Below are 26,406 nucleotides of genomic sequence, written 5' to 3' on the forward strand. Positions count from 1 at the left end.
AGCGAGTGGTGAGCCCTTCTAGGGCTGTTAAAAAGCCACCCGTTTCACGGGTGGATATTTACTCGTGTTCATTTCTAAAAAAACATCAACGATTGGCTTCTAAGATTTCTGCCTGTAGGCGTTGGGCAGTCGGCGTCATGGCTAGACCGCCTTCAGCCGTTTCTTTGAAAATGCTAGGCATTTGCCGACCGACTTGATACATCGCTAAGACCACTTCATCAGGTGGGATGACACTTTCGATTCCTGCTAATGCCATGTCGGCAGAGATAAAGGCCTGGGAAGATCCCAGGGCATTGCGTTTCACGCAGGGGACCTCGACTAAGCCCGCGACAGGGTCACAAATCAAGCCCATCATATTTTTTAAGGTGATCGCCACCGCTTGAGCCGCTTGGTGAGGGGTGCCACCTTTTGCACAAACCAAAGCCGCCGCTGCCATTGCGCTAGCAGAACCGATCTCTGCTTGACAACCGCCTTCGGCACCGGAAATCGAGGCATTGTTGGCAATCACCAGGCCGAAGGCGCCGGCTGTAAACAAAAAGTCGACTTGTTGCGCTCGAGTCAGTGCCAAACGCTCACGTACGGCCATCAATACACCAGAAACAACACCCGCACTACCGGCAGTCGGTGTTGCACAGATCAAGCCCATTTTCGCATTGACTTCGTTGACTGCAATGGCATTTTGGACCGCTTGTAGAATGGTTTCTCCGCTTAAAAAATCACCGGCAGCAAGGTAGTCGTTCATGCGAGTCGCATCGCCGCCGGTCAATCCCGTCACCGATTTTACACCAGCGACACCTTCAGCGACTGATTGTTCCATAACAACTAAATTCTTTTCCATGATTGCAAGGATCTGTTCGCGACTACGACCAGTATTTTCTGCTTCGATCGCAATCATCATCTCTGCAACGGAAGGATAATTTTTACTTTCTATTACTAACTCTTCTATTGTATAGAACATGTGCTTATCTCCTTTAATCAAAATACGCAGCGCTGTAAACGTGCGGCAAAACTTTGATTTGTTGCGCCAGCTGATCATTGCGCTGATCGACTTCGATGATCATGATTGCTTTATCACCGACAGCTTCTCTCGTAACGGTCATCGTACCGATATTGATTTGAGCCTCTGATAGTAAATTGGTTACTTTCGCAATCATTCCCGGAACATCTTGATGGACGATCACATAAGTAGGGGTACCCAGTGTCAGAGAAATTTTGAAGCCGTTAAGCTCTGAGATTTGAATGTTGCCACCACCGATCGAGATGCCAGTGACAGATAGTTTGTGGCTACCTTTTGTCAAAATCATCTTGACCATATTCGGATGTTCCGCTTTTTCTTTTTTAGGGACGAATAAGACTTCGATCCCTTTCTCATAAGCGATTTTTAAAGAGTCCGCTAGGCGAGCATCATCTGGCTCCATGCCTAAGAGACCGCCAACTAACGCAATATCGGTTCCATGACCGCGATAGGTTTTAGCAAACGATTCATACAACAGGATATCTACACTGTCTGGCTGTTCGCCAAAAATACTGCGAACGATTTTTCCGATCCGGGCAGCACCGGCGGTATGAGAACTGCTGGGACCCACCATGATGGGTCCGATTATGTCAAATACACTGCGGTATTTTAATTGTTCCATTTTTTTCACCTCGATAGTAGTAAACGAATAGGGAAGAATTCCAGTAGTAGTGTAGCATAAAAAAATGAGAGAATGAAAAAAGCAGACCAAAAGCAAGTGATTTTTATTTCTTTTTTTAGCGATGGACTAACGAAAAGCGCTGGTGAGCATTTTTTCAAAAAAATCAGCTGAAAAACCTTGAATTATTCCATAAAGATGCTATAATATTCCAGTGTGCTTTCGTCACACGTTTTTTGTGTGTGCACATGAATCACCAAAGTGGGAGGAGAAATTTGGATCTCCAATTAACCACATCACGGACTCAAGGAGGTATGTCTCGTGGCAAAAAAAGTAGAAAAAATCGTTAAATTGCAAATTCCTGCAGGTAAAGCAACACCAGCTCCGCCGGTAGGTCCTGCGCTAGGTCAAGCGGGTATCAACATCATGGGATTCACTAAAGAATTCAATGCTCGTACAGCTGATCAAGCAGGTTTGATCATTCCAGTAGTGATCTCTGTATACGAAGACCGTTCATTTACTTTCGTTACAAAAACACCACCAGCAGCAGTATTGTTGAAAAAAGCAGCAAACGTTGAAAAAGGTTCAGGCGAACCAAACAAAACAAAAGTTGCAAAAGTTTCACGCGATCAAGTAAAAGAAATCGCTGAATTGAAAATGGAAGACCTAAACGCAGCTGACGTTGAAGCAGCAATGCGCATGGTTGAAGGAACTGCACGAAGCATGGGGATCACTGTAGAATAATTACAGCCCTAAGGAAGTAGCTTCTCAGTCGGCTTCATATTGAAAAATATGGGACACGTGGGAGGTTCTACCGTTATAACCACATCAAGGAGGAAACAAAATGGCTAAAAAAAGCAAAAAAATGCAAGAAGCATTGAAAAAAGTTGATGCTACAAAAGCTTATTCAGTTGAAGAAGCAGTAGCTTTGGCAAAAGAAACAAATATTGCAAAATTCGACGCAACGGTTGAAGTTGCTTACAAATTAAACGTAGACCCTAAAAAAGCGGATCAACAAATCCGTGGCGCGGTTGTATTACCAAACGGTACTGGTAAAACACAAACAGTTTTAGTTTTTGCTAAAGGCGATAAAGCCAAAGAAGCAGAAGCAGCTGGTGCTGATTTCGTTGGTGACGACGATATGGTTCAAAAAATCCAAGGTGGCTGGTTCGATTTTGACGTTGTTGTTGCAACGCCTGACATGATGGCTACTGTTGGTAAATTAGGTCGTGTATTAGGCCCTAAAGGTTTGATGCCTAACCCTAAAACTGGTACAGTAACAATGGACGTAACAAAAGCAGTTAACGAAGTAAAAGCTGGTAAAGTTACTTACCGTGTTGACAAAGCTGGGAACATCCACGTACCAATCGGAAAAGTTTCTTTTGAAGATGACAAATTGATTGAAAACTTCAAAACGATCCATGAAACATTGTTGAAAGCTAAGCCTTCAGCAGCAAAAGGTCAATACATGAAAAATATCTCAGTTACAACAACATTTGGTCCTGGGATCCATGTAGAACAAGCTTCTTTCTAATTTAATACAAAAATTCAAAACTTTTATTGACTTGACTACCTTATCTGTGGTAAGGTAGTCAAGGTTAAAAGTTTAACTGTACCGAAGACAGTAGGTGGCATTTGCCTTAATTTCCTACCGAGGACGTTTATTGAGAATCTTCAATAGTCCCTCTATGTCTACGGTGGCATAGAGTTTTTTTATTGTCCTTTATAGGACAAAGGAACAGTTTGTTTCGAAGAAACTCTTCCATCAAAATCAGGAGGTGAAATATAAATGAGTGAAGCAGCTATCGCTAAAAAATCCGCGATCGTTGATGAAGTGAGTGCAAAATTCTCTGCAGCCGCATCTGTAGTCGTTGTTGACTACCGTGGACTAACTGTTGATGAAGTAACTCGCTTACGTAAACAATTGCGTGATGCAAACGTTGAGATGAAAGTTATCAAAAACTCAATTCTTTCTCGTGCTGCTGAAAAAGCTGGTCTAGAAGGTTTAGGTGAAGTATTCACTGGCCCTACTGCCGTAGCATTCAGTAACGAAGACGTTGTTGCACCTGCAAAAATCATTAACGATTTCGCAAAAGACGCAAAAGCTTTAGAAATCAAAGGCGGTATCATCGAAGGCAAAGTTTCTTCATTGGAAGAAATTACTGCATTGGCGAAATTGCCAAACCGCGAAGGACTTCTTTCTATGTTGCTATCTGTGCTACAAGCACCTATCCGCAACGTGGCTTACGCTGTCAAAGCAGTGGCAGAAAAAGAAGAAGATGCAGCATAATTGCCGCATAATTTTTCAGTATTAAAAACTAAACTACTTACTTAAATGGAGGAAAACAAAATGGCATTGAACATTGAAAACATTGTCGAAGAGCTAAAAGGCGCGACAATCTTAGAATTAAACGATTTAATTAAAGCTATCGAAGAAGAATTTGGCGTATCTGCTGCAGCTCCTGTAGCTGTAGCTGGTGGAGCTGGCGATGCTGGTGCTGCTGAAGAACAAACTGAATTCACTGTAGAATTGACTGCAGCTGGCGATCAAAAAGTTAAAGTTATCAAAGCAGTTCGTGAAGCAACTGGCTTAGGCTTGAAAGAAGCAAAAGCAGTCGTTGACGGAGCTCCTTCAGCAGTTAAAGAAGGCATCTCTAAAGACGAAGCTGAAGCATTGAAAGCAGCTTTAGAAGAAGTTGGCGCTTCAGTAACAGTTAAATAATTTTTCTTAGTGTCAAATCCTTTCGTATGAAGGGGTTTGGCGCTTTTTTTGTTAGAGGCTGAGATTCCTAAAAAGTAATAAGCAGCGATCCTCGTTTTTTTATGAGCGAGGATCGCTGCTTATTTTTTTCGAAATTGTTGGAATAAGAACACGAAAATAAAAAAGAAAAATGCTTCCCACAACGTTGTGGTCCAACTAAAGCTGCGGTTAATACCAAAAACGAGATTACCAATATTGGAAACCACCAAATACAAGGCTGTTGCTAGCAAAGAATAGCCGAATCGTTTGCCCATCATTACGCCTCCCTTTGCTATGATTGTAACAAGTCAAAAGAGTTGTGGCAATCAATTCTGATGCAGTGATGATAAATTGATCGATAGAAAGAGAAAAACCGAACGGTCCGTAGTGATCGTTCGGTTGAAGAGGATGTAGCCCGGTTCGCTTAATCCAATGGAACATCAAAGATCCAACCGGTTGGTGCCGAAATATCGCCGAATTGAATGCCGGTCAATTGGTGATACAATGCTTTTGTTTGTGGACCAACTTCCGTTTCGCTATAGAACACATGGAAATCCTCGCCGTTTTGGATCCCGCCGATCGGGGAAATAACAGCAGCTGTTCCGCAGGCACCCGCTTCGACAAAACGATCCAGCTCATTGAGATAAACATCACCTTCCACAGGGGTCAATCCTAATGAATGTTGCGCTAGATGCAGCAATGAATATTTTGTGATACTTGGTAAAATAGAAGGAGATTTTGGTGTCACAAATTCATTAGCAGCCGTGATCCCGAAAAAGTTGGCAGAACCGACTTCTTCGATTTTGGTATGCGTTTCTGGATCAAGGTAGATGCAATCGGAAAATTTCCGTTGATGGGCTTCGTATCCAGGTAACAAACTCGCCGCATAATTTCCACCAACTTTGGCTGCGCCAGTACCATTTGGTGCCGCGCGATCATAATCAGAAACAATGAAATTGGTTGGTGTCAATCCGCCCTTAAAGTAAGGTCCGACCGGCATACAAAAAACCGTAAAAATATACTCTGGTGCTGGGCTGACACCGATATTTTCTCCGACGCCAATCAATAGAGGACGAATATACAAGGTGGCGCCGCTGCCATAAGGCGGAACATATTCCTGATTTGCTTTTACTACTTGTTTTACCGCATCTAAGAAAAAGGCCTCAGGAACCTCTGGCATACGCAGGCGATAGGCACTGCGGTTCATCCGTTTGCTATTTTCGTCTGGACGGAACAAATTGATGCCGCCATCTTTTCTTCGGTAGGCTTTTAGTCCTTCAAAACATTGCTGTCCATAATGAAGAGCGGTTGATCCCTCGTGGATATGCAGATAATTATCCTCGGTAAGTTCGCCTTCATTCCAAGAACCGTCTTTCCATGTTGCCAAAAAACGCCATGGCGTTTTGATATAAGAAAACCCTAAATTTGACCAATCGATTGTCATTCGTTCACACCCTTTTTTAATTTTTCTAAGTATAGCACTTCAGAAAAGAAATGTCATTATTTTCTGAAAATTCTTCTGTAAGAATATTTGGTGACAGTGACGTGTAAAGAAAGGGGAACCGATCTTTGCTTGTACGAGTTCCCCAGATTGTTTTTCTACAAGTTCTGTGCTTCAATGAGAGTATAAAAAAACAAAAAAGGGGGAACGTTTGTGATTGAGGAAGTGTTGACGGACAGTCTGGGGATCGCTGCTGCGTATCGACGATTGAAACCAATCATGATCCATACACCACTTGCACCAAGTAATATTTTAGGCAAAGAAAAAGAGGGCACGATATTTTTGAAATTAGAAAATCTACAGCGTACCGGCTCCTTTAAAGCGCGGGGGGCGTATAACAAACTCGCGTCATTGACTGATGCAGAAAAACTTCGCGGTGTCATTGCCTGTTCTGCAGGAAATCATGCGCAAGGTGTTGCTCTCGCCGGATCGTTACTGGGGATCAATGTCCGAATCTTTATGCCATTAACGGCTGCCAAAACAAAAATAGAGGCGACAAGAAGTTATGGCGCACAAGTCGTTTTAGCAGGAGAGACGTTTGATGAAACCAAACAACTGACACTAGACGCCATGAAAGATAGTGGCGAAGTATTTGTCTCTCCCTTTGATGATCGTGCAGTAATGGAGGGGCAAGGAACGATTGCGATCGAACTGTTGGAGGATCTTCCAGATGTTGATAATGTCATTATTCCCATCGGCGGTGGTGGGTTGATTGCTGGGATTGCTTTAGCCTTAAAAGAACTTCGTCCAGAAGTCAAAATCATCGGCGTTCAATCCTATGGCGTTTATGGCATGATCGCCTCACTTTGGCAGCAAAAGCTAGTAGCCAATCGCCGCAGTAGAACGATCGCCGATGGCTGTGATGTTGCTTTGGCAGGGGAACTGACCTATGATGTTTTAAAGACCCGTATCGATGAAACGGTCTTAGTTGAAGAATCCGATATCGAACAAGCGATCCATTACTTAGCATTGAGGGAAAAAGTCATCGCAGAAGGGGCTGGTGCATTAAGTACGGCGGCGATTTTAAGCGGACAGATCGATCATTTGCTTCGAGGAAAGAAAACTGTGGCATTGGTCTCCGGCGGCAATATTGATTTCTCTGTGTTTAAGGAAATCATCTGAGTGCAACAAGCCTTCCAAAAAAGAAAGAAGAGACCTGATTAGACATTCTCCTAATTGGGTCTCTTCTTTTAAATTCAAAGCAGGCGCTCAGATGATTACTTTGGGAGAGAAAGTATTGTTTCGATCCACTGTCCAAAGGTTGTTACATATTTCAACGGTCCGACCAATGTAAATCGTGCCATCGTTGGGTTGATTTTTTCAAAGTAAAAACGCCGACTTTCCCCTGAGTAAAGTGCATTGAACTCATCAATAACGATTTTTTTTTGCTGTTGTAGCAATTCCTCTGATTCAATAAAGAAATCGATGGCAAGTAAGCTTTCGGGTATCTGTTTTTCTGAACGTATTGAAGCAAAAGAAAGCAGGGGATCTTCAAATGGTTCGCCCATCAACGAAGCCACATCTTTGTAAGAAAAGCGCCACTGCCCGCCAATTTTTGTCCCTTTAAGTTGGTTGGTCTTTTGATAATTTCGGATGGTTCGAGTCGTTACGCCCAGTTTTTCAGCGACTTCTTCAACGGTATAATAATCTTTCATCGGTTCCTCCTACAAAGCGATTGTACGATCACAAAAGCGTTGCTCCTCTTTCTTATGACTAGTATAGATGATCATGCGTTTTTCTGCATGTTTTTTTAAACACTTCATAATCTTTTCGGCAGCTTTATCATCAAGGCTGCTGGTAGCTTCGTCTAAAAGAATGATTTCGGCATCACTTAATAATATGCGAGCTAGAGCGATTCTTTGCTTTTCTCCTCCAGACAAGTCGGCACCATTTTCCGTAAGCCTGCTAGTCCATGAGCGCTGTTGAAAAATGGGCGCTAAAATACCAGAGGTTTCGATAATTGTTTTTTCTTCTCCCGTCATTTTTCTTCCCCATACAAGATTTTCTTCAATTGTCCGAGAGAGAATCGTAGGGTCTTGAGCAAGGTAGAGGGTTTTATCTGTTTCAGGGTTTCTTGGCTTGATGCGTTTACTCTTCGTTGAAAGCGAAATTCCTTCTGATGGATAAAGGCCAGCAATTGCCTTTAAAAACGTTGATTTTCCTTTTCCTGAAGCGCCAGCCAAGTAAATATGTTCACCAGGTTTCAAGGTTTCTTCAATGGGAAAGGAAAAGCTGTGGTTGCCAATGGATACGACAGGGTGGTCGAAAGTAAGACTCAGAGTAGCTTCACACGTTTGGTTCCAGCGGTCATCGGGAGCAGCCAATTCTTCGTTAACAAAACGTTGATTGGTCCTCAGAGTAGCTGTATCAAGATTGATTTTCGTTAAACCACTTAATGCAGAAAAGTAAATGGGTAATAGCACGCCAATCAAAATCAACGCAGAGGTTGGCAGTTCATCTTGTAATATTCCTTGAATCATAAACAAATAGACGCCGATCTGGGCGATCTGATTGATCGCATTAAGGACTAAACTAGTCGTTTGGGCAAAAGTATTGGTGTTTGCTAATGTTTGATACATCGATGTCAATTGAGAGGAAAACAGCTGCTCAAGAACAGCGTCACTCCATTGCTTCATTGTATCAATATGGGACAATGTTGTTAACATTTCCTTATTGCTAAGAGCAAATGCTTCTTGCATATTTTTCATCTTAATACTCAACTGTTGATTGATCCATCGAAACCCAAAAACATTGATGGGAAATAGCGATAGTAAAATGAAACCCAGTAAATAATGCAATTGGAAACACAAAAAAAGTGGGATCAGCAATAAGAAAAAGCAGCGAATGGCTTCGCTAAAACTACCGCAAATAAACAAGTATAAGGAATCAACAATGCCAAAAATGCGGTTTAATAGATAAGTGGGCTCCTTTTCAGAGAGTTCTACATAACTCTTCCTTTTCATTTTTTTAACAATTCTAAGAGATGGCGAACATTCATCGAAGCTGCATAGCGCTCTTTCATCACAATCAATAAGAATTGCGCGCAATAAGTAATACTTAATATGAACGCTAATAAGCCGACGAGATGATCAAAGCGAAGTGCGTGATCTTCTTGTAGAAGCAAAGGGAAAGCGAGGTTTGTCAGGACAGTCAAAAAAACTAGCAAACTACTCAAACTGATAAAAAGTTTATTGTTTCTAATAATTTCAAACATAAAATCAACTAATTTCCTATATTTTCCTAAATGGTAGATGTTTTTATGAAAATTGTCAACAAAAAAAGAGTTCCTGATTAAAGGAACTCTTGAAAAATCAAAAGCTGCGTCCGCCGCCGCCGAATGTTCCGCCACCAGAAGAGTGGGTCGTACTGCCACCGCCGCCGCCAGAAAAACCGCCACCACCGCCTCCACCATTATTCGAAGGACGGGGGATGCGTCTGGTTGTGACAAAGGAATTGACTAAGCGATCTTCTTTTTGGGTCAGATCAATACTTGATTTTTCTAGATAGTTAAATTTGTAGCCGCCCATTTTTAATTGGTAACGGGATTTAACAATGATGAAAAAAGCGATACTGATCACTGCCGCGATCGCTAAGCAAATAGCAATTTCTAGTGGCGTTATCACTTTGTAATAAGTAATTTTTCCGGTATCACGATCGATACGATAATGATCGGCAGGAACACCTGCTTCCACAAAACCCTCTGCTTTTTGCAGATAGACCAATGCAGCTTGATAATAATTTCCCTCTGCCATCTGGTCAAATACCGCATCAAGTAGCTTATCTAGACGTGAATCGGTAAGATAATCGATCATATTTCCGGAAGTCGAAACGTGAAATTTCCGTTGCGCCATATCGATCACCAATGCCGAACCGTTGTTGTCGTTGCCGATCCGTCTTGAAAGATATCGATCAGTGTACAACTCGATATCTCCCGTATTGCTGTTTGTTGTTTGAATAAAAACTTCGCCTTTGATCTTTGCATTCAGCGCTTCTGCTTCTTCGTTCAACTTCTGGATCTCTTGTTCGGTAAAGAGTCCAGCGTGGTCTGCGACTGTCTCTTCGGCTGCGAAGGCGGGCAGGGCGGTTAAGAAAAAACCAACCAGCAGTAACAACAAATAAGATAGTTTTTTCATAAGAAATACGCTCCAATCAATGCGAGGATGGTCGTTGCCGCGAAAATTGCGCCACTGACGATTCCCAAGCGCTTGTAACTAATCGGTAAAACACCGCTGACTTTTCCGGTTTGCCCATTCATCGCATAATAAAAGGCACTCTTGTTTTCATCATCGGCTCGATAGGTCACTAGCCATACAGGAAGCAAAACGTAGTTGTTTTCTTCTTTTGTTAGATTGATGGAACGATTGTTGCGTTTAAAACTAGTATAGCCATTGACGGTACCTGCTAGCAGATTTTCAGCATAACCCGATAATTCGTTTTTGACTTCGTCAGAAAGATCAATGTATTCAATGTCTCTTTTTTCTGCTTGGAAGCCGGCTAAATATTGACTGCGAAAATTAACAGCTTTTTCAAGGGGAAACGGCTGAACGCCAGTCACCATTTTTTGCTGAACGTTTTTTGACAGCGCATGCTTGAGCAATTCATTCACCTTGATTTTTCCTCGTCGCAAGACATCGTATTGTTTGTGCTCAGTATATTCAATATCACCAACGCGCCAAATACGCAAAGAGGTACCCATACCTGAAAGCGAGCCATTCATCTCAGCATCGACGACCCAATAAGGGAAGTACACACCAGTCAATTTCTCTACTTGTGCTTGATCGAAGAAATCCCGTGGCACAAATTTTTTCTTTTGCGCCCATTCTAAGAATTTCGCAGTTGCTTCTTCCTTTTCGATGGCAAAAGGGAGGACTTTGTTAGGTAAAAATTCTCCTGAAAGCCGTCCCGACAAAACGACCGGGTTATGGCAAAAGTAGCAATAGGTTGCGGCTGTAGTCGCATCCGTCACGATTTCAGCACCGCAGCTGGGGCAGGTGAAAAGGTCCATCTGCCCCGCTTGTGCATCGGCTTGCTCTCTAACTTCTTCTTGAAGGGACGGTTCAGTCTCGGTCGCTGCAGAAGGATCTGAGACAGGAGTATCGGCCATCTGCGCTTCTTTTTGCTTTTCTTCGAAGGCAGTGACTTCGTCTTCAGTAAAAATACTCAGACAAAATGGACAATGAAATTTTTGATCACCAGGTTCAAAGGTTAAAGCGCCCCCACAATTGGGGCACTTATGTGTGATAACATCCATCAGCAATCCTCCTCAATTAGTCTACTGGGACACCTTTGAAAGGTTTGCCGCAATTCGGACAGAATTTTGGAATGCCGTTGGCTAAATCGATCACTTCACCACAATCGCTGCATTTCATTTTCAGGCTTGGTCCATCGCTCGTTGGTTTTGGCGTCCCGCAATTGCTGCAGAATTTACCAGTATTAGAGGTGCCGCATTGTGGACAGTCCCAATGATCTGCGTTGTTTTGTGCAGAAGCCTGTTGCTGCATTTGCTGTTGGTTGTTTTGTGACGCTTGGTTCAAATAACCGCCACCAGCGTTCATCCCCATGCCCATGCCAACAAACCCAGTCGTAGCCCCAGCGGCATTGCTACCGGCAGATTCCATACCACGAGCAACCGAACCTTGAACATAGCCTTCACGAATCGAAGGGTCGCCTAACATTGCCCCTTGGTTCCGCATGTTGATCAGTTTTACGGAATCATCCGTATAAGAGATGCTTGCGACGGCAACAGAAACGATTTCCATGCCGCGGAGTTCTCGCCAGCTGTCATCAAGAACCGTTCCCATATATTTGCTTAATTCCATGCTCTTAGATGGAACGTAAGAAATTCGTTCGCCATCAGCGGACATTTTGTTGATCGCGGTTTGTAGGGCGGTCAAAAATTCAGCTAAGTACTGCTCATTGATGTCGTTGATATCGACTTGACTTTTGTTTTTTGGGATCGCATTCGTATAGAACAAAATTGGATCGGTAATTCGTAAGGAATAGTTTCCGTGCGCCCGTAAGAATAGTTCTGCGTTATAAAAGTTGTCAAAATAGTTCAAAGGCGATGAAGTACCGAAGCGAATTCCTTTGATTTCTTGAAGATTGATATAAAAAACTTGTTGTTTTTGTGGTGTAACGCCGCCAAACTTAAAGCGGTCGAAGGTTTCAGAAATCGCATCTTTCAGTGAACCGTTCAACATCGAAGGCGCTAATTCATTTTTGACGGTATAGTAGCCTTCTTCAGCGGTATAATCGATGATTCGCCCGCCATCAACCAATAACATCATCATATTCGGATAGACATGGATCACTGACCCATCAGTGATGACATCTTCCGTGCCTTTTCTGTTAGAACCGCGTTTGTCATTACGCCGCACTTTGACACCTTTTGTCATTACTGTCGAATCGCTCATATTGTCAGGCTCGATCACCTCTAGCCATTGATCTGCTAATCCGCCGCCAATTGCGCTTGTTGCCGCTTTGATAATACCCATTTTCAGTCCTCCTTTAAATTGTTTTCATCACAATAGATGAACGTAGATTCATTATACCATAGGAGGTGAGATTTACGTTATCAGTCTAAAGTTGGAGAAGAGGAATGGTCTTTTTTCTTGAAAATAGGGAGGAATAAAAGGATATAGTGAGTGAAAGCGCGCGGAATGGCTCTTCGAATTAAATTTCCATTTCTTTTGAGATTCCACCACGCAAACGGTGGTTTTTTTAGCTGATATTACGTATAATAGAAGGTAGCGAATTTTGAAATGAGTGTGGAAAACTATGGCCTATCAAGCATTATATCGTGTTTGGCGTTCTCAGCGTTTTGATGATGTTGTCGGACAAAAAGCAATTACCCAAACCTTAAAAAATGCAATCGATCAAAATCAAATCTCGCATGCTTACTTGTTTACGGGCCCTCGAGGAACCGGGAAAACAAGTGCAGCGAAAATTTTTGCCAAAGCCATCAATTGTCCGAACCAAGTCAATGGCGAGCCTTGCAATGAGTGTGACATGTGTCGCTCAATCACAGCAGGAACGCAAGAAGACGTGATCGAAATCGATGCGGCAAGTAACAACGGTGTAGAAGAAATTCGCTTTATTCGTGATCGTGCGAACTATGCACCGACCCAAGCAGAATACAAAGTTTATATCATTGATGAAGTGCACATGCTGTCAACAGGCGCATTTAATGCATTACTAAAAACATTGGAAGAACCACGGAAAAATGTTGTCTTTATTTTGGCAACAACAGAGCCCCATAAGATTCCAGCAACGATTATTTCCCGAACCCAACGATTTGATTTCAAACGGATCAATACGCAAGACATCGTGGGTCATTTGGAAACGGTCCTTACTACTAGCGAGATCAATTACGAAGCAGAAGCTTTACAGATCATTGCGCGAGCCGCAGAAGGCGGTATGCGGGATGCCTTGAGTATCACCGACCAGGCGATCGCTTTTAGTGATGGAACCGTAACGACCCAAGATGCTTTAGAAGTGACGGGCAGCTTGTCCTATGAAATGATGGACCGTCTGATGCAGGCTTGTGGGGAAAAAGAAGTTGCCGATGCGTTAGCGACCTTGCGGGAGTTATTAGCCTCTGGTAAAGAAGCCCGCCGTTTATTGGAAAACTTGTTGGTTTATTGTCGAGACTTGCTGATGTATCAACAAGCGCCGCAGCTGCTATCTGAAAAGTCTCTGCAGTTGACTGGAGCGTTTCAAACACTGGCAAAAATTACCCCGCCAGCAAAAATCTATCACTGGATCACGGTCTTAAACGATACGCAAAATGAAGTACGATTTACGAACAATCCTACGATCTATTTGGAAGTGGCTGTGGTCAAATTAGCCAATGATCCAGAAAGTGCTGCTGTTGCCAGCAATTCAGCTGACAATAGTCAAGAAGTGGCGCAGTTACGTCAAGCACTGCAAAAACTTCAGGCAGAGGTGCAACGACTGCAAGAGAATCGACCGACAGGTGCCGTTGCTGAAACCACCGCGCCAGTGAAGAAAACCAAGGCGACCACTACGTTCCGTTTACCAAAGGAACGCGTGTTCCAAGTGCTGAAAAGTGCAACGAAGAAAGACTTGGCAAATGTTCGTAATGTTTGGGACGATCTTTTGATGTCTCTTTCCGTGACGCAAAGAGCTATGCTGCACTCCAGTGAAGCAAAAGCTGCCAGCGAATCGGGCGTCGTGATCGCTTTTGACTATGAGATCTTATGTCAGCGAGCAAGTAACGACCAAGAGTTTCAATTGATGATCCATAATCAATTGTCCCGTATGATCAAAGACTACGCCCCACAGGCTGTCTTTATTACAAAAGAAAGTTGGCCGACGCTACGACAAGAGTTTTTGGCTGGCGGTCAAGCAACGGAAGAGTCAGAAATTGAAGTAGAGCAAGAAGAGACCGAAGCCGCTCCTGTCGAACCAGAAAATGACGACTTAGTAACAAAAGCGCAAGAGTTATTTGGTGAATTAACCAGCATTGAAGAAAATTAATGAATATGGAGTGATGAATAATGATGCGAGGCATGGGAAATATGCAAGGCATGATGAAACAAATGCAAAAAATGCAAAAAGAAATGATGAAAGAACAAGAAGCACTAAACAGCAAAGAATTTATCGGCGAATCGACAAATGGCTATGTCAAAGCGACCTTTACTGGCGATAAGACGTTACAAGACATTGCTATCAATGAAGCAATCGTTGATGCTGACGATGTGGAAATGCTGCAAGATATGATCATTTTAGCCATCAATGACGGATTAAAAAAAATTGAAAAAGAATCGGAACAAACAATGGGCAAATATACAAGAAACATTCCGGGTCTATAAAAGGAGAAATGACGGTGCAATATCCTGAACCGATCGCCCGATTGATCGACAGTTACATGAAACTGCCGGGAATTGGACAAAAAACCGCAACACGTTTGGCATTTTATACGATTGATATGAAAGAAGAAGTCGTCAATGAGTTTGCTAAATCGTTGCTTAGTGTTAAACGAGATTTGCACTTTTGCAGTATTTGCGGAAATATAACGGAAGAAGATCCTTGTGAAATCTGCAGTGATCCCACAAGAGACAAAGAAACGATTTTAGTAGTTGAAGAGCCTAAAGATGTCATGGCATTAGAAAAAGTCCGCGAGTATCATGGACTTTATCATGTGCTGCATGGCGTGTTATCCCCGATGGAAGGGACAGGTCCAGAAGATATCAACATTGCATCCCTGATACAGCGGCTGCATGATGATCAGGTCAAAGAAGTGATCATTGCGACCAATGCGACCACGGAAGGCGAAGCGACGGCGATGTATATGTCGCGTTTGATCAAGCCTGCCGGTATTAAAGTCACGCGTTTGGCTCATGGCTTATCTGTGGGCAGCGATATTGAATACGCGGATGAAGTGACCTTGCTAAAAGCAGTAGAAGGTCGCCGAGAATTATAAAGATATTGGAGGCAATTAGGGTGAAAGGATTGTTTATAACCATCGAAGGACCGGATGGTGCTGGAAAAACCAGTGTGATCGAAGAATTGTATCCTCGGTTACAGCTTGAAGCAACAAGAAAAATCGTTAAAACAAGAGAACCTGGCGGAGTTAAAATCGCTGAAAAAATTCGTAAAATTATTTTAGATCCGCGAAATGAAGAAATGGATGAGCGGACCGAAGCCTTACTTTATGCAGCGGCACGCCGCCAACACTTGATTGAGGTTGTCCTGCCGGCATTGAACGCCGGACACATCGTGATCTGTGACCGCTTTGTTGACAGTTCGCTTGCCTATCAAGGAGCTGGACGTCGCATCGGGATTCCTGAGATCGCACGGATCAACGAGTTTGCGACGGAAGGAACGACCCCTGATTTTACCTTGTATCTAGATGTTGACTCTGATACTGGCTTGCGTCGCATCCAAGAAAATCGTGCACATCAATATGACCGACTAGATTCGGAAGGATTGGAGTTTCATCAACGGGTTCGTCATGCGTATCTAAAGCTAGCGGAAGAAAATCCTGTACGCATTCATAAGATTGATGCTAGAATGGGGTTACAAGAAGTTGTTGAATCCAGCTATTCAGCAATCGTTGAATCGTATCCTGCTTACTTCAAATCAATCTAGGGTAGGTTGGATAACACAAAGGAGATGGTCCCATGAAATTAATTATGGCAATCGTACAAGACAAAGACAGTAATCGTTTGGCAAATGAGTTTATTGATGCCAATATCCGTGCTACAAAATTGTCATCAACGGGTGGTTTTTTAAAGGCTGGTAATAGTACGTTTATCATTGGTATTGAAGATGACCGTGTGCAAGATGCGTTAGAATTGATTAAAAAAACCTGTCAATCAAGAAAGCAATATGTCTCGACACCGATGTCACTAGATATATCCTTAGATGGTCAAGTTCCTTATCCGGTCGAAGTCGAAGTCGGTGGCGCCACCGTATTCGTGCTGCCAGTTGACGGATTCCATCAATATTAAAAAAGGAGCATTTCATGGAGGAGTTATTTCTACAAGAATACCAGCCTCTTGTTTTTGCCCAACTAAAAAAAAGTATCAAGCATGGGCGCATTGCTCATGCTTATCTTTTTGAAGGGGACAAGGGGACTGGCAAGCATGAACTAAGTCTATGGCTCGCAAAACGCCTTTTTTGTGCCAATGTACAAGAAGAAGCGCCATGTGGTGCATGCAGCAATTGTCTACGGATCGCCCAAGGAGAGCATCCTGACGTTATCCAAATTGAACCTGATGGGCAGATGATCAAAGTCGACCAGATTCGACAGCTGCAAGAGGAGTTCTCAAAAAGCGGCTTTGAAAGCCGTTTGAAAATCTTTATTTTGTCTCAAGCTGACAAAATGAACAACAGCGCTGCCAACAGTTTACTAAAGTTTTTAGAAGAACCAGTGGGAAACTTTCTGGCGATCTTAGAAACGGAGAGCCTTGGTCGTATTTTGCCAACCATCCAGTCTCGCTGTCAGATCATTCATTTCTCTCCTTTGTCAAAAGAAAAACTGCAAGAAAAGTTACAAGAAGAGGGACTTTCTAAAGAGACAAGCCGACTTCTAAGCCACTTGACCAATAGTTATCATAAAGCAGTTGAAATCTCGCAAGATGAATGGTTTAATGAAACTAAGGATGCTGTTAAGCGTTGGGTGAATTACCTTTTGAAGAAAGACCCGCAAGCATTTATTTTTGTTCAGAAAAAATTATTGGGTCTAGCAAAAGAAAAAAATCAGCAATCAGAAATCTTTTTGCTCTTGTTATTTTACTTTCAAGAGGAGCGGGATCGATTGTTGGGGCAAGGTTTATGGGGAAAAGAGATCAATCGTGCCATTGAAGCCGCATTGCAAGCACAAAAAAAGTTGCAAGCCAATGTGTCTTTCCAAGGTGTGGCAGAACAATTTTCCGTGAAAATCATCTATGGATAAAACGCAGCAGCCGGAAAAGGAGACCAGAGATGATCGAAGTTGTCGGAGTGCGTTATCATGACGTAGGCCAGATTTATTTTTACACACCGAAAAAACAGACCTATACTATAAATGACCAAGTCATCGTGGAATCACAAGATGCTAAATGTCTTGCCACAGTCGTCACCAAAAGCAGAGAAATGAATGAGAGCGATTTGCCTCAGGTAGTCAAACCTATCTTACGTCGGGCGACGAAGAAAGATTTGGAACAGGCAGCAGCCAATCAAAAGGCGGCAGATGAAGCGTTAAAAATTGGAAAAGAAAAAATCCGCGCACATCAGTTGCCAATGAAACTGATTCGAGTAGCCTATACCTTTGAGCGGACAAAACTGATTTTTTCGTTTACTGCAGAAAGCCGTGTTGACTTTCGCGAATTAGTCAAAGACTTGGCAAGTGAATTTCATACCCGGATTGAACTGCGCCAAATCGGTGTCAGGGATGAAGCGAAGGCACTAGGCGGAGTTGGGCCCTGTGGTCGCAAACTATGCTGTGCGACGTTTTTAGGGGATTTTATCCCTGTATCCATCAAGATGGCTAAAGATCAAGGACTTTCCTTGAATCCTGCGAAAATCTCAGGATTATGCGGTCGTTTGATGTGCTGTCTTAAGTATGAAAGTGAAGAATATGAGCGGGCGAAAAAAGAATTGCCGGATCGCGGCAAGGAAGTTGAAACGCCAGATGGCAAAGGACGTGTGGTTGGGCTGGATCTGTTGAGCCGAGTGATCAAAGTCCGTTTGCATGATCGGCAAACACCAATCGAATATGATTATGAAGAACTAGTGACAAAATAAGTAGGTGACCATAATGAGCATGGACAAACGATCAATATATGACGGATTGAATCAGTTAGAATCGGAGTTGCAAAATTCCTTAAATAATCTAGCGGAAATGAAGCAGTCTTTGCAAGAAATCGTCGAAAAAAATACGACATTAGAATTGGAAAATCAACGCTTACGTGAACACATTCGTGAGTTGAACCAAGTGGCAGATGCACCCGCTGAATCGGTCAAACAAGAACTTTCTAAATCACGAATGAATTTAGAAAAGATTTACGAAGAAGGATTTCATGTTTGTTATGACTTATACGGTTCTCGCAGAGAACATGATGAACCTTGTGCATTTTGTCTAGAAGTGATCTATCGTGAAAGCGGCAAATAACTGACTGACAGTCTAATAGGTTCGTTAGAAAAAAGATCAGTTTCCACTGGTCTTTTTTTCGAAAGGAGCAGTACATGCAAAAGCAACAAAGTTATAAACAAGACACTGGAAAACTGTATCTTGTTCCGACACCGATCGGGAACTTGGAAGATATGACGGTCCGTTGTGTCAAAATTTTAAAAGAAGCGGACCTGATTGCAAGTGAAGATACTCGCAATACCCAGAAATTGTTGAATCATTTTGAGATCTCGACACCGCAAAAAAGCTTACATGAACACAATTATAAAGAGCGAGTTCCGCATTTGGTAGAACAGCTGCAGATGGGCAAGACCATTGCCCAATGCAGCGATGCTGGTATGCCCTCCATCAGTGATCCGGGGCATGAATTAGTCAAGGCCTGTCTAGCTGAAGGAATCGCGGTGATTGCGCTTCCGGGACCTACGGCAGGTTTGACAGCGTTGATTGCTTCAGGCTTATCGCCGCAACCAAATCTTTTTTATGGCTTTTTACCTCGTAAGAAAAAAGAACAAAAACAAGCCTTGAGTGAATTAGCGACCCAGAAAGCAACGATGATTTTTTATGAGTCACCCTATCGAATCGCAGCGACGATTGAAACAATGCTAGAGGTATTTGGTGAACGTCAGGCAGTCATTTGCCGAGAATTGACAAAAATCCATGAAGAATACTTGCGAGGGACCTTTTCTGAATTGATCGACTATTTAGAGCAGCAGCCAATCAAAGGAGAATGCTGTCTGTTGGTGGAAGGCTCTTCTGAAATACATGAAATTGTTTATGAAGGAAGTTACGCAGAACAAGTAGCTGCCTTGATGGAAGAGGCCGAAATGTCCTCAAAAGAAGCAATCAAAGAAGTGGCTAAACGTAATCAAGTAAAGAAACAGCTTGTCTATCAAGCGTATCACCAAATAGAAGAGTAATCATACCGAGACTTCTCTCGGTATTTTTTTGTACTACACGCTCGCTTATGTGATATTACCTAACATATAAAGTCAGCTATTTTCAGAAAATTCATGTTTTTCTCAGAAAAATCTAGATTATTCGAAAATATGGTGTTAGGATAGCTAACATATAGAAAGGGAGGCGTGTAAAATGGATACAGGGAATATTGCATTTATTTTAATTTGTAGCGGTATGGTTTTTCTAATGACTCCAGCATTGGCATTTTTTTATGGAGGATTGGAACGACGCAAAAACATCCTCAATACCATGATGATGGTGATTTGTACGATGGGCTTGGCGTCCGTCCTCTGGGTCGCTCTAGGGTATACATTATCCTTTAGCGGGACAGGATCATTTATTGGCAATTTAGACAAAGTCTTTTTCAATCATGTTTCGATGTCAGAAGGAGAGGGAATTCCAGAAGGGTTGTTTGCTGCCTTTCAAATGATGTTTGCTTTGATCACAACGGCGATTATCACTGGATCAGTCGTTGGAAGAATGCGGTTCTCTGCTATTTTTCTATTTATTGGCTTCTGGCTGGTTTTCGTGTATTTTCCAATGGCGCATATGGTGTGGGGCGGTGGCTTCTTAGATGCGATCGGCTCGATCGACTTTGCAGGAGGCAATGTCGTTCACATCAGTTCGGGAATCAGTGGGCTAGTCTTAGCGATCGTTGTCGGTAAGCGACGAGAATTTCATCAAACCGAATATCGTCCTCATAATATTCCCTTTGTTGTACTAGGTGCCGGTCTTTTATGGTTTGGCTGGTTTGGCTTTAATGCTGGCTCTGCGTTAGCAGCTGATGGTCTAGCGATCCACGCCCTAATGACCACGAATACAGCAGCAGCCAGTGCGATGCTTTCTTGGATGCTGATCGAAAAAATCGTCGTGGGAAAACCGACAATCGTCGGTGCTTGTACAGGTGCAGTTGTGGGCTTAGTTGCCATCACACCAGGGGCGGGGTTTGTCTCCCTTTGGTCTTCCTTTATCATTGGCGCTTTAGTCAGTCCGTTTTGTTACTTCTTTATTTCCGTCATCAAACATCGATTAGGGTTAGATGATGCATTGGATGCCTTTGGTTGTCACGGGGTAGGCGGAATCTTCGGTGGTTTGATGACCGGGATCTTTGCCGATCCCGCTGTTGGTGGACATTCAGGATTGCTTTATGGCGGTGTTGATCTTTTTATCGCACAAGCCGAAAGTATCGTATTTACGATTTTGTTCGCTGGTATCCTATCCTTTGTCATAATTACCTTGATTAAATGGGTGATGCCGATTCGCGTATCTCAGCAAGAAGAAGCGGTGGGGATGGATCGGATCGAACATGATGAAACGGCCTATCCTACCTTTATGGGGTTAGATTCTTAAGAGTGGAGGAGCAGTCATGAAAAAAGTTGAAGCGATTATTCGCCAAGAAAAATTAGAGGAGCTAAAAGCCGCTTTGGATCAATCGGATCTGATCAGTGGGATGACGGTCAGTCAAGTTCTCGGGTGTGGCAATCAAAAAGGGTTAAAAGAGTTTATTCGTGGCCAAGAAGTGATCACGACTCTTTTACCGAAAGTAAATGTTCGCTTTGTTTTGGCAGATGAAAAAGTCGATGCCGTGATTGAGCTGATTGTATCGATCTGTCGGACAGATGAAGTCGGTGATGGCAAAATATTCGTCTACCCTTTGGAAGAAGCGATTCGGATTCGCACCAATGAACGAGGAGAAGCTGCCTTATAGCAGAACTTCTTGGGTCATGAACCGTGCAGCAAAAGTAGCGAACGTATAGGGAAGGGCCAATGAAAATTGGTCCTTTTTGCGTCTTTGTCTTGATTCCTTGCTTGATAGGGAACTTCTGTTCGTTTATAATAAGAAGCGAGGTGAGCAACGATGTCGGAACTGCAATTTCCCTTAAAAAATGATACGAGCCGCAAAATTATTCATATTGATATGGATGCTTTTTTTGCTTCGGTGGAAGAACGGGATGATCCTGAGCTGGCCAAGCATCCCATTGTCATTGCCCGTCACCCAAGTGATACCGGCGGCCGAGGAGTGGTCACGACAGCGAATTATCTGGCGCGACAATATGGCATCCATTCGGCAATGAGCGCACAAAAAGCCTACGAGCTTTGTCCGCAAGCGATTTTTAAACCGGGGAATCATCAAAAGTATCGTGAAGTGTCCCAGCAAGTCAGAGAAATTTTTCACCGATACACCGACATCATCGAACCAGTTTCAATTGATGAAGCGTATCTGGACGTCACAGTGAACAAAATCAACTGTCCTTCAGCAATTAAGATCGCTCGTCTGATTCAGCGAGACATCTGGCATGAGACCCATTTGACTTGTTCGGCAGGCGTCAGTTACAACAAGTTTTTGGCAAAATTGTCCTCGGATTATCATAAACCACGAGGGTTAACAGTGGTGATGCCGGATGAGGCAGTGGCCTTTTTACAACAACTACCCATCGATAAATTTCATGGGATCGGGAAGAAAACTGTCCCCAGGATGCATGAGTTAGGCATTTTTACAGGAGCAGATCTATACGCTTGGAGTGAGATGGCGTTGATCCGCGAATTTGGCAAAATGGGGTATTCTTTGTATCGCAAAGTTAGAGGAATCCATGATTCACCAGTCAGTGTGACCAGAGAACGAAAATCAGTCGGTAAGGAGCATACATACGGCAATCCATTAACGAGTGAAGAACGAGTCTTAAGTCAATTACGCGCCATCGCAGAAGAAGTTGAGAGATCACTAAAGCGCACACAGAAACATGGCAAAACAGTCGTGTTGAAAGTCCGTTACAGTGATTACTCTACGATCACTAAACGAGTGACTTTGCCGATTTACGTTCATAAAAAAGAACAGTTATTTTCAGAAGCCAGTCTCATTTGGGAAGAGATTTTAGGTCTTGAAAAAGGCATTCGTCTTTTGGGAATCACCGTCACAAATCTCGATCCTCTGACCTATGAAAATATCGTACTGCCTTTATGGCAAACATCTGACGATCAGTAGACCTAAAAAGGAGGACCAATATGACGATCTATCAAGTATATGAAACGATGATTGCTTTGGCTGATGAAGAACGAAGGGAAAAAATGGCCGCCTATATGCGGCATCAGTTTGAGTTTTTAGGCATCCCTACACCGTTGCGCCGTCAGCAGGAAAAAGCAGCCTTTAAAGTAGCAAAACAAATGAAACGAATCGATTGGGAATTTATCGATCAATGTTGGCAAAGCAGCTATCGGGAACACCAGTACCTTGCGATTGATTATTTAGTGGCGCTGGAGCCCTTTTTATCAGCCGTTGATCTAGGAAAAATTGAACAGTTAGTCATAACGAAATCTTGGTGGGATAGCGTGGACGCACTAAGTGAGGTCGTCAGAAAGCTTGTTCGCCGACTGCCAGCGTTAAAGGCTGAGATGCTTCGTTGGAGTCTTGAGGATAATCTTTGGCTACGTCGAGTGGCGATTCTTCACCAATTGTTGCAAAAAGAACAGATGGATCGACCATTACTTGAAGAGATCCTTGTCAACAATTTGGGGAGTTCTGAATTCTTTATCAACAAAGCCATTGGCTGGAGCTTGCGAGACTATGCCAAGACGAATCCTCTGTGGGTCCAAGATTTTCTTCTACGCCATCAAAAAAGTCTGGCGCCTTTGACGGTTCGTGAAGCAAGTAAGTACCTTTAAAAAGCTTGGTCACTGATTTTTATATAACAAAAAAAACACCGTGCATCATCTTTGTAGGAAGATGTGGTGACCCCAAAAGTTCGATTTTTTGGTCTAACTTTTGGGGTCATCTCAAGATGCACGGTGTTTTGAGTCGTTAAATTTGTTTTTTGATTTGTTCGTAACTTGCTTCAGCATCTTTGCACTTTGCCCAGATAACCGCTTTTCCTTGTTCTCGAGATGCAGCAAGATCAATGATTCGTTGATTGCTGCTACCACGAAACTGCAAGTTTAGGTTTCGCTTGCTGAGTTCAAAACGGCCGTCCACCAAAATATCAATTTTGGATAAAAGTTCTAGTTTGTCAGGGGTCTCCAAGAGCAGTTCTTCGTAAGTGTAGCCTGACCAGCTCCAAATGTCCTTGCTATGACCAAATTCGGCGCGAACGCGATCAACAACTTTCAGACAGACCGTCGTGTTCAAGAAAGGTTCGCCGCCTAGGAGGGTCAGTCCTTGAACATAGTCATGTCGCAGATCCTCAATGATTCGATCCTCTAGCTCTTGGGTAAAAGGTGTGCCGTAGCGAAAGTTTTGGACGGCTTTGTTGAAACAGCCTTCACAAGCAAACAGGCAGCCGCTCACATATAAACTATTTCGGATGCCTTCACCGTCCACAAAGTTGAAGGCTTTGTAATCAGCAATATAATTTTGACTGTACTCGTTTGCTTTCCATTCTTGGGGCTTAGGATTTCTCATACGAAAACTTCTTTCTATTGTGAATTACAGGGGTTGTTGGATAAAAGGAGTGTAGAAGAAATCTAATACTCCTTTTATGATTATTCTTGCAAATGTTTGACCCGAGCAGAGATTTCTTTGTGACGACCGTTGACCATCGGGCGAGCTTGAGGATTTCCAAGATACCCGCAGGTTCTTTTGACAACATCACAACTTTTTGGATCGTGATTGCCACATTGTGGACATTCAAAGCCTCGTTCGGTTGGATTAAAGTCTCCTTCATATCCGCACTCGTAACAGTGATCGATAGGGGTATTTGTTCCAAGATAAGCGACCCGATCATATGCGTAATCCCAAACTGCTTCTAACGCTTTTGGATTTTGCTGCAAGACTGGATATTCACAGTAATGAATAAAGCCACCAGAACAGTATTTTGGATAGTCCTTTTCAAAATCAAGTTTCTCAAATGGTGTCGGATTTTTCCGCACATCATAGTGGAAGCTATTGGTATAATATTCTTTGTCGGTAATATTTTCAACTTCACCGAATTTTTCGGTATCTAAGCGACAGAAACGATCGGTCAAGCTTTCACTAGGGGTCGAGTACACACTGAAATGATAGCCGTATTCATCGCCCCAGGCATCGGCATGAGCTTTCAATTCTTTCACGATCGCCATCGTAAAGGCCTTTGCTTCTGGGTCTTGTTCCCAAGTTCCACCGTAAAAAGCCGAAGCAGCTTCGTATAAACCAATGTAACCAAGCGAAACAGTGGCACGTTTGTTTTTGAATAATTCGTTGACATTGTCTTTGCGATCCAAACGTTCACCGAAAGCCCCATACATATAAAGGATCGGCGCATTGGCGGGACTCGCTTCTTTACAGCGTTCCACTCGATAGACAAGGGCATCTTTAACGATTTGCAGACGGTCCTCCAGCAGTGACCAGAATTTTTCTTGATCGCCATTTGCTTCTAAGGCGATCCGTGGAATATTCAATGTCACGACACCTAGATTCATCCGACCGACATTGATTTCTTCACCACGTTCGTTTTTCCAGCCTTGCAAGAAAGAACGACAGCCCATCGGCACTTTAAAGCTGCCAGTCAATTCAACCAATTTATCATAATTCAAAATATCCGGATACATCCGTTTAGTGGCACATTCTAAAGCCAGTTCTTTAATATCATAGTTCGGATCGGTAGGGGCCAAGTTGACCCCACGGCGAATACTAAAAATCAATTTCGGGAAAATAGCAGTACGCTTTTCACTGCCTAACCCGTTGATGCGAATTTGGAGAATCGCTCGTTGAATTTCCCGTTCGAACCAGTTGGTTCCTAAACCAAAGCCAAGGGAAGTAAACGGCGTTTGTCCGTTAGAGGTGAATAACGTATTGATTTCGTATTCTAGACTTTGCATTGCATCGTAGATATCTTTGCGGGTTTTGCTCTTCGCGTAAGCTTCCCGACGTTCGGGTGTCTCAATCCATTCTTCGGCATCTTTTAAATGTTTTTGGTAATTCAACTCAGCAAAAGGAGCCAATAATTCATCTGTTCGATCAGCAGAACAGCCACCATATTGACTCGATGCTACATTTGCAATGATTTGTGAGATTTGAGCGGTGGCCGTTTGGATCGATTTTGGCGATTCCACTTCGGCGTTCCCAATTTTAAATCCATTATTTAGCATGCCTTTAAAATCGATTAGGCAGCAGTTAGTCATTGGGGTATATGGATGATAATCCAAGTCATGGTAATGAATGTCGCCTTTTTGGTGGGCATTTGCCACGTGAGGAGGCAGCATTTTCAAACCAATCGATTTTCCTACGATCCCAGCGGTCAAATCACGTTGTGTGTTGAACACGTTACTATCCTTATTGGCATTTTCATTGACGACCGATTGATCTTTATTCATCAATTTATTGATCGTAAAGTTGATGTCTGTTGCTTTGCTGCGTTCGAAATCACGATGGGTCCGGTAGTTGATATATTCTTCAGCCAAGGCATACTCGTTCTTTGCTAACAAGATATGCTCGACGATATTTTGGATCTCATAGATTTTTACATTTGTACGAAAACGTTCCGCGATCTCGTGATCGACACTGTCAACGATCTCGGTGATTTTTTCGTGGTCGATGGGAGAAAGCTCACCGTTGATTTTTCTCAGGGCTTTCACTAACGCATCATAAATTTTTTGATCATCAAAATCGACAAGCCGTCCATCACGTTTTACGATTTTTAACTGACGCAAAGCGGACTGTCTTTCCAACCCTTGCTCAGGATTTCTCTTAATGTTCATCATTTCTACCACTCCTTATCTTCCACAATATAATAAAACAAATTGTAGAAATGAGCAACTATATATAGTAGTCGAAAAGGGTTTGTGTTTTGGATATACACAATATATGGTGTATATTCATTGAGGTGTTTTCGAGAAAACTTGATAAGATTAAGGATTTGGTTGTTCCATGTTTCACATAATGAATAAAAACTTTTTTAAATTTATTTTTTCTCTGTTTTGAAGCAGAAGTATTCAATGATAAAGTATGCTACCATAAGGAGAGAATTTT

30 protein-coding genes and 1 other annotated feature are annotated in these 26,406 nt (G+C 42.8%); of the genes, 18 read left to right on the top strand and 12 right to left on the bottom strand.

Features of this window, described 5'->3' with window-relative positions; all coding sequences use genetic code 11:
* Positions 1-85 precede the first annotated feature (85 nt).
* Complete coding sequence (sdaAA, locus tag IGK85_RS06260; RefSeq protein WP_008381622.1) at positions 86-958, bottom strand: L-serine ammonia-lyase, iron-sulfur-dependent, subunit alpha; 873 nt, start codon at positions 956-958, stop codon at positions 86-88.
* A 13-nt stretch (positions 959-971) separates the two neighbouring features.
* Positions 972-1,637: an L-serine ammonia-lyase, iron-sulfur-dependent subunit beta gene (gene sdaAB, locus IGK85_RS06265; RefSeq protein WP_005229781.1), complete on the bottom strand. Its 666-nt coding sequence runs from the start codon at positions 1,635-1,637 to the stop codon at positions 972-974.
* Between the two features lie 318 nt (positions 1,638-1,955).
* Between sdaAB and rplK the strand changes: the two genes are divergently transcribed.
* The 4 genes from rplK (at position 1,956) to rplL (ending at position 4,356) form a co-directional block, all read left to right on the top strand.
* Positions 1,956-2,378 carry a 50S ribosomal protein L11 gene (gene rplK, locus IGK85_RS06270; RefSeq protein WP_005229787.1) on the top strand — a complete coding sequence of 141 codons (423 nt, stop codon included), beginning with the start codon at positions 1,956-1,958 and terminating at the stop codon, positions 2,376-2,378.
* Between the two features lie 100 nt (positions 2,379-2,478).
* The gene (gene rplA, locus IGK85_RS06275) at positions 2,479-3,168 is read left to right on the top strand and encodes a 50S ribosomal protein L1 (RefSeq protein WP_005229790.1); all 690 of its coding nucleotides are present in this window, start codon (positions 2,479-2,481) and stop codon (positions 3,166-3,168) included.
* A gap of 63 nt (positions 3,169-3,231) precedes the next feature.
* Positions 3,232-3,358 (top strand) — a sequence feature (ribosomal protein L10 leader region).
* A 65-nt stretch (positions 3,359-3,423) separates the two neighbouring features.
* Positions 3,424-3,924 (top strand): 50S ribosomal protein L10, encoded by a 501-nt coding sequence (gene rplJ, locus IGK85_RS06280; protein WP_005236672.1) that lies wholly within the window; start codon positions 3,424-3,426, stop codon positions 3,922-3,924.
* Between the two features lie 60 nt (positions 3,925-3,984).
* The gene (gene rplL / locus IGK85_RS06285; RefSeq protein ID WP_003127081.1) at positions 3,985-4,356 is read left to right on the top strand and encodes a 50S ribosomal protein L7/L12; all 372 of its coding nucleotides are present in this window, start codon (positions 3,985-3,987) and stop codon (positions 4,354-4,356) included.
* A gap of 119 nt (positions 4,357-4,475) precedes the next feature.
* Here the strand turns inward: rplL and IGK85_RS06290 are convergent, their stop codons facing one another.
* Both IGK85_RS06290 and IGK85_RS06295 read right to left on the bottom strand, forming a co-directional pair.
* Positions 4,476-4,649, bottom strand: a complete 174-nt coding sequence (locus IGK85_RS06290) for a hypothetical protein (protein WP_005236653.1) — start codon at positions 4,647-4,649, stop codon at positions 4,476-4,478.
* A gap of 149 nt (positions 4,650-4,798) precedes the next feature.
* Complete coding sequence (locus IGK85_RS06295) at positions 4,799-5,818, bottom strand: branched-chain amino acid aminotransferase (protein ID WP_008381617.1); 1,020 nt, start codon at positions 5,816-5,818, stop codon at positions 4,799-4,801.
* A gap of 210 nt (positions 5,819-6,028) precedes the next feature.
* Here IGK85_RS06295 and IGK85_RS06300 point away from each other — a divergent pair, with 210 nt between their 5' ends.
* Entirely contained in the window at positions 6,029-6,997 is a 969-nt protein-coding gene (locus IGK85_RS06300) for a pyridoxal-phosphate dependent enzyme (protein WP_005236650.1), read from the top strand.
* 95 nt (positions 6,998-7,092) lie between these two features.
* Here the strand turns inward: IGK85_RS06300 and IGK85_RS06305 are convergent, their stop codons facing one another.
* The 6 genes from IGK85_RS06305 to IGK85_RS06330 form a co-directional block, all read right to left on the bottom strand.
* Positions 7,093-7,530, bottom strand: a complete 438-nt coding sequence (locus IGK85_RS06305; RefSeq protein WP_008381614.1) for a helix-turn-helix domain-containing protein — start codon at positions 7,528-7,530, stop codon at positions 7,093-7,095.
* 9 nt (positions 7,531-7,539) lie between these two features.
* Complete coding sequence (locus tag IGK85_RS06310; protein WP_429972199.1) at positions 7,540-8,583, bottom strand: ATP-binding cassette domain-containing protein; 1,044 nt, start codon at positions 8,581-8,583, stop codon at positions 7,540-7,542.
* Positions 8,584-8,834: 251 nt separating this feature from the next.
* Complete coding sequence (locus IGK85_RS06315; RefSeq protein WP_429972333.1) at positions 8,835-9,272, bottom strand: hypothetical protein; 438 nt, start codon at positions 9,270-9,272, stop codon at positions 8,835-8,837.
* The gene (locus IGK85_RS06320) at positions 9,187-10,008 is read right to left on the bottom strand and encodes a TPM domain-containing protein (RefSeq protein WP_005236637.1); all 822 of its coding nucleotides are present in this window, start codon (positions 10,006-10,008) and stop codon (positions 9,187-9,189) included. Before IGK85_RS06320 ends, IGK85_RS06315 begins: the two co-directional genes overlap by 86 nt.
* Complete coding sequence (locus tag IGK85_RS06325) at positions 10,005-11,126, bottom strand: hypothetical protein (protein WP_008381609.1); 1,122 nt, start codon at positions 11,124-11,126, stop codon at positions 10,005-10,007. The genes IGK85_RS06320 and IGK85_RS06325 overlap by 4 nt, the downstream gene beginning before the upstream one ends.
* 16 nt (positions 11,127-11,142) lie before the next feature.
* Positions 11,143-12,369, bottom strand: a complete 1,227-nt coding sequence (locus tag IGK85_RS06330) for an SPFH domain-containing protein (RefSeq protein ID WP_086299567.1) — start codon at positions 12,367-12,369, stop codon at positions 11,143-11,145.
* A 283-nt stretch (positions 12,370-12,652) separates the two neighbouring features.
* Here IGK85_RS06330 and dnaX point away from each other — a divergent pair, with 283 nt between their 5' ends.
* The 13 genes from dnaX (at position 12,653) to IGK85_RS06395 (ending at position 23,129) form a co-directional block, all read left to right on the top strand.
* A complete protein-coding gene (dnaX, locus tag IGK85_RS06335) occupies positions 12,653-14,374 on the top strand; it encodes a DNA polymerase III subunit gamma/tau (RefSeq protein ID WP_008381605.1) in 1,722 nt (573 codons plus the stop codon).
* Between the two features lie 20 nt (positions 14,375-14,394).
* Positions 14,395-14,709 carry a YbaB/EbfC family nucleoid-associated protein gene (locus IGK85_RS06340; RefSeq protein WP_005236633.1) on the top strand — a complete coding sequence of 105 codons (315 nt, stop codon included), beginning with the start codon at positions 14,395-14,397 and terminating at the stop codon, positions 14,707-14,709.
* A gap of 14 nt (positions 14,710-14,723) precedes the next feature.
* A complete protein-coding gene (gene recR / locus IGK85_RS06345; protein ID WP_005229813.1) occupies positions 14,724-15,320 on the top strand; it encodes a recombination mediator RecR in 597 nt (198 codons plus the stop codon).
* A 20-nt stretch (positions 15,321-15,340) separates the two neighbouring features.
* Positions 15,341-15,988 carry a dTMP kinase gene (gene tmk / locus IGK85_RS06350; RefSeq protein ID WP_429972201.1) on the top strand — a complete coding sequence of 216 codons (648 nt, stop codon included), beginning with the start codon at positions 15,341-15,343 and terminating at the stop codon, positions 15,986-15,988.
* 32 nt (positions 15,989-16,020) lie between these two features.
* Entirely contained in the window at positions 16,021-16,350 is a 330-nt protein-coding gene (locus tag IGK85_RS06355; protein ID WP_005229817.1) for a cyclic-di-AMP receptor, read from the top strand.
* 14 nt (positions 16,351-16,364) lie between these two features.
* A complete protein-coding gene (gene holB, locus IGK85_RS06360) occupies positions 16,365-17,297 on the top strand; it encodes a DNA polymerase III subunit delta' (protein WP_005236622.1) in 933 nt (310 codons plus the stop codon).
* 29 nt (positions 17,298-17,326) lie between these two features.
* Positions 17,327-18,127 carry a PSP1 domain-containing protein gene (locus IGK85_RS06365; RefSeq protein WP_005236620.1) on the top strand — a complete coding sequence of 267 codons (801 nt, stop codon included), beginning with the start codon at positions 17,327-17,329 and terminating at the stop codon, positions 18,125-18,127.
* Between the two features lie 19 nt (positions 18,128-18,146).
* Complete coding sequence (locus IGK85_RS06370; RefSeq protein WP_077452675.1) at positions 18,147-18,494, top strand: DNA replication initiation control protein YabA; 348 nt, start codon at positions 18,147-18,149, stop codon at positions 18,492-18,494.
* Positions 18,495-18,568: 74 nt separating this feature from the next.
* Positions 18,569-19,429, top strand: a complete 861-nt coding sequence (rsmI, locus tag IGK85_RS06375) for a 16S rRNA (cytidine(1402)-2'-O)-methyltransferase (RefSeq protein ID WP_005236618.1) — start codon at positions 18,569-18,571, stop codon at positions 19,427-19,429.
* 172 nt (positions 19,430-19,601) lie between these two features.
* Positions 19,602-20,819, top strand: a complete 1,218-nt coding sequence (locus IGK85_RS06380) for an ammonium transporter (protein WP_005236611.1) — start codon at positions 19,602-19,604, stop codon at positions 20,817-20,819.
* Between the two features lie 16 nt (positions 20,820-20,835).
* Positions 20,836-21,177, top strand: a complete 342-nt coding sequence (locus IGK85_RS06385; protein ID WP_005229830.1) for a P-II family nitrogen regulator — start codon at positions 20,836-20,838, stop codon at positions 21,175-21,177.
* A gap of 150 nt (positions 21,178-21,327) precedes the next feature.
* Positions 21,328-22,452 (top strand): DNA polymerase IV, encoded by a 1,125-nt coding sequence (gene dinB, locus IGK85_RS06390; protein WP_008381594.1) that lies wholly within the window; start codon positions 21,328-21,330, stop codon positions 22,450-22,452.
* A gap of 20 nt (positions 22,453-22,472) precedes the next feature.
* Positions 22,473-23,129, top strand: a complete 657-nt coding sequence (locus IGK85_RS06395) for a DNA alkylation repair protein (RefSeq protein ID WP_008381592.1) — start codon at positions 22,473-22,475, stop codon at positions 23,127-23,129.
* A 136-nt stretch (positions 23,130-23,265) separates the two neighbouring features.
* Here IGK85_RS06395 and nrdG read toward each other — a convergent pair whose 3' ends face one another.
* Together nrdG and nrdD are read right to left on the bottom strand one after the other, a co-directional pair.
* Positions 23,266-23,862 (bottom strand): anaerobic ribonucleoside-triphosphate reductase activating protein, encoded by a 597-nt coding sequence (nrdG, locus tag IGK85_RS06400; protein ID WP_005236608.1) that lies wholly within the window; start codon positions 23,860-23,862, stop codon positions 23,266-23,268.
* A gap of 80 nt (positions 23,863-23,942) precedes the next feature.
* Positions 23,943-26,138, bottom strand: coding sequence for an anaerobic ribonucleoside-triphosphate reductase (gene nrdD / locus IGK85_RS06405; protein ID WP_005236607.1), 2,196 nt, complete (start codon positions 26,136-26,138; stop codon positions 23,943-23,945).
* Between the last annotated feature and the right edge of the window lie 268 nt (positions 26,139-26,406).

It is taken from the genome of Enterococcus sp. AZ015 (assembly GCF_050499225.1).
Lineage (GTDB): Bacteria > Bacillota > Bacilli > Lactobacillales > Enterococcaceae > Enterococcus_D > Enterococcus_D entomosocium.

Excerpts from the sequence above, each read along its gene's own strand:
- sdaAA (WP_008381622.1), bottom strand. The coding sequence starts at position 958 with ATGTTCTATACAATAGAAGAGTTAGTAATAGAAAGTAAAAATTATCCT.
- sdaAB (WP_005229781.1), bottom strand. The coding sequence starts at position 1,637 with ATGGAACAATTAAAATACCGCAGTGTATTTGACATAATCGGACCCATC.
- rplA (WP_005229790.1), top strand. The coding sequence starts at position 2,479 with ATGGCTAAAAAAAGCAAAAAAATGCAAGAAGCATTGAAAAAAGTTGAT.
- rplJ (WP_005236672.1), top strand. The coding sequence starts at position 3,424 with ATGAGTGAAGCAGCTATCGCTAAAAAATCCGCGATCGTTGATGAAGTG.
- rplL (WP_003127081.1), top strand. The coding sequence starts at position 3,985 with ATGGCATTGAACATTGAAAACATTGTCGAAGAGCTAAAAGGCGCGACA.
- IGK85_RS06290 (WP_005236653.1), bottom strand. The coding sequence starts at position 4,649 with ATGGGCAAACGATTCGGCTATTCTTTGCTAGCAACAGCCTTGTATTTG.
- IGK85_RS06295 (WP_008381617.1), bottom strand. The coding sequence starts at position 5,818 with ATGACAATCGATTGGTCAAATTTAGGGTTTTCTTATATCAAAACGCCA.
- IGK85_RS06305 (WP_008381614.1), bottom strand. The coding sequence starts at position 7,530 with ATGAAAGATTATTATACCGTTGAAGAAGTCGCTGAAAAACTGGGCGTA.
- IGK85_RS06310 (WP_429972199.1), bottom strand. The coding sequence starts at position 8,583 with ATGAAAAATATGCAAGAAGCATTTGCTCTTAGCAATAAGGAAATGTTA.
- IGK85_RS06320 (WP_005236637.1), bottom strand. The coding sequence starts at position 10,008 with ATGAAAAAACTATCTTATTTGTTGTTACTGCTGGTTGGTTTTTTCTTA.
- IGK85_RS06325 (WP_008381609.1), bottom strand. The coding sequence starts at position 11,126 with ATGGATGTTATCACACATAAGTGCCCCAATTGTGGGGGCGCTTTAACC.
- IGK85_RS06330 (WP_086299567.1), bottom strand. The coding sequence starts at position 12,369 with ATGGGTATTATCAAAGCGGCAACAAGCGCAATTGGCGGCGGATTAGCA.
- dnaX (WP_008381605.1), top strand. The coding sequence starts at position 12,653 with ATGGCCTATCAAGCATTATATCGTGTTTGGCGTTCTCAGCGTTTTGAT.
- IGK85_RS06340 (WP_005236633.1), top strand. The coding sequence starts at position 14,395 with ATGATGCGAGGCATGGGAAATATGCAAGGCATGATGAAACAAATGCAA.
- IGK85_RS06355 (WP_005229817.1), top strand. The coding sequence starts at position 16,021 with ATGAAATTAATTATGGCAATCGTACAAGACAAAGACAGTAATCGTTTG.
- holB (WP_005236622.1), top strand. The coding sequence starts at position 16,365 with ATGGAGGAGTTATTTCTACAAGAATACCAGCCTCTTGTTTTTGCCCAA.
- IGK85_RS06365 (WP_005236620.1), top strand. The coding sequence starts at position 17,327 with ATGATCGAAGTTGTCGGAGTGCGTTATCATGACGTAGGCCAGATTTAT.
- IGK85_RS06370 (WP_077452675.1), top strand. The coding sequence starts at position 18,147 with ATGGACAAACGATCAATATATGACGGATTGAATCAGTTAGAATCGGAG.
- rsmI (WP_005236618.1), top strand. The coding sequence starts at position 18,569 with ATGCAAAAGCAACAAAGTTATAAACAAGACACTGGAAAACTGTATCTT.
- IGK85_RS06380 (WP_005236611.1), top strand. The coding sequence starts at position 19,602 with ATGGATACAGGGAATATTGCATTTATTTTAATTTGTAGCGGTATGGTT.
- IGK85_RS06385 (WP_005229830.1), top strand. The coding sequence starts at position 20,836 with ATGAAAAAAGTTGAAGCGATTATTCGCCAAGAAAAATTAGAGGAGCTA.
- dinB (WP_008381594.1), top strand. The coding sequence starts at position 21,328 with ATGTCGGAACTGCAATTTCCCTTAAAAAATGATACGAGCCGCAAAATT.
- IGK85_RS06395 (WP_008381592.1), top strand. The coding sequence starts at position 22,473 with ATGACGATCTATCAAGTATATGAAACGATGATTGCTTTGGCTGATGAA.
- nrdG (WP_005236608.1), bottom strand. The coding sequence starts at position 23,862 with ATGAGAAATCCTAAGCCCCAAGAATGGAAAGCAAACGAGTACAGTCAA.
- nrdD (WP_005236607.1), bottom strand. The coding sequence starts at position 26,138 with ATGATGAACATTAAGAGAAATCCTGAGCAAGGGTTGGAAAGACAGTCC.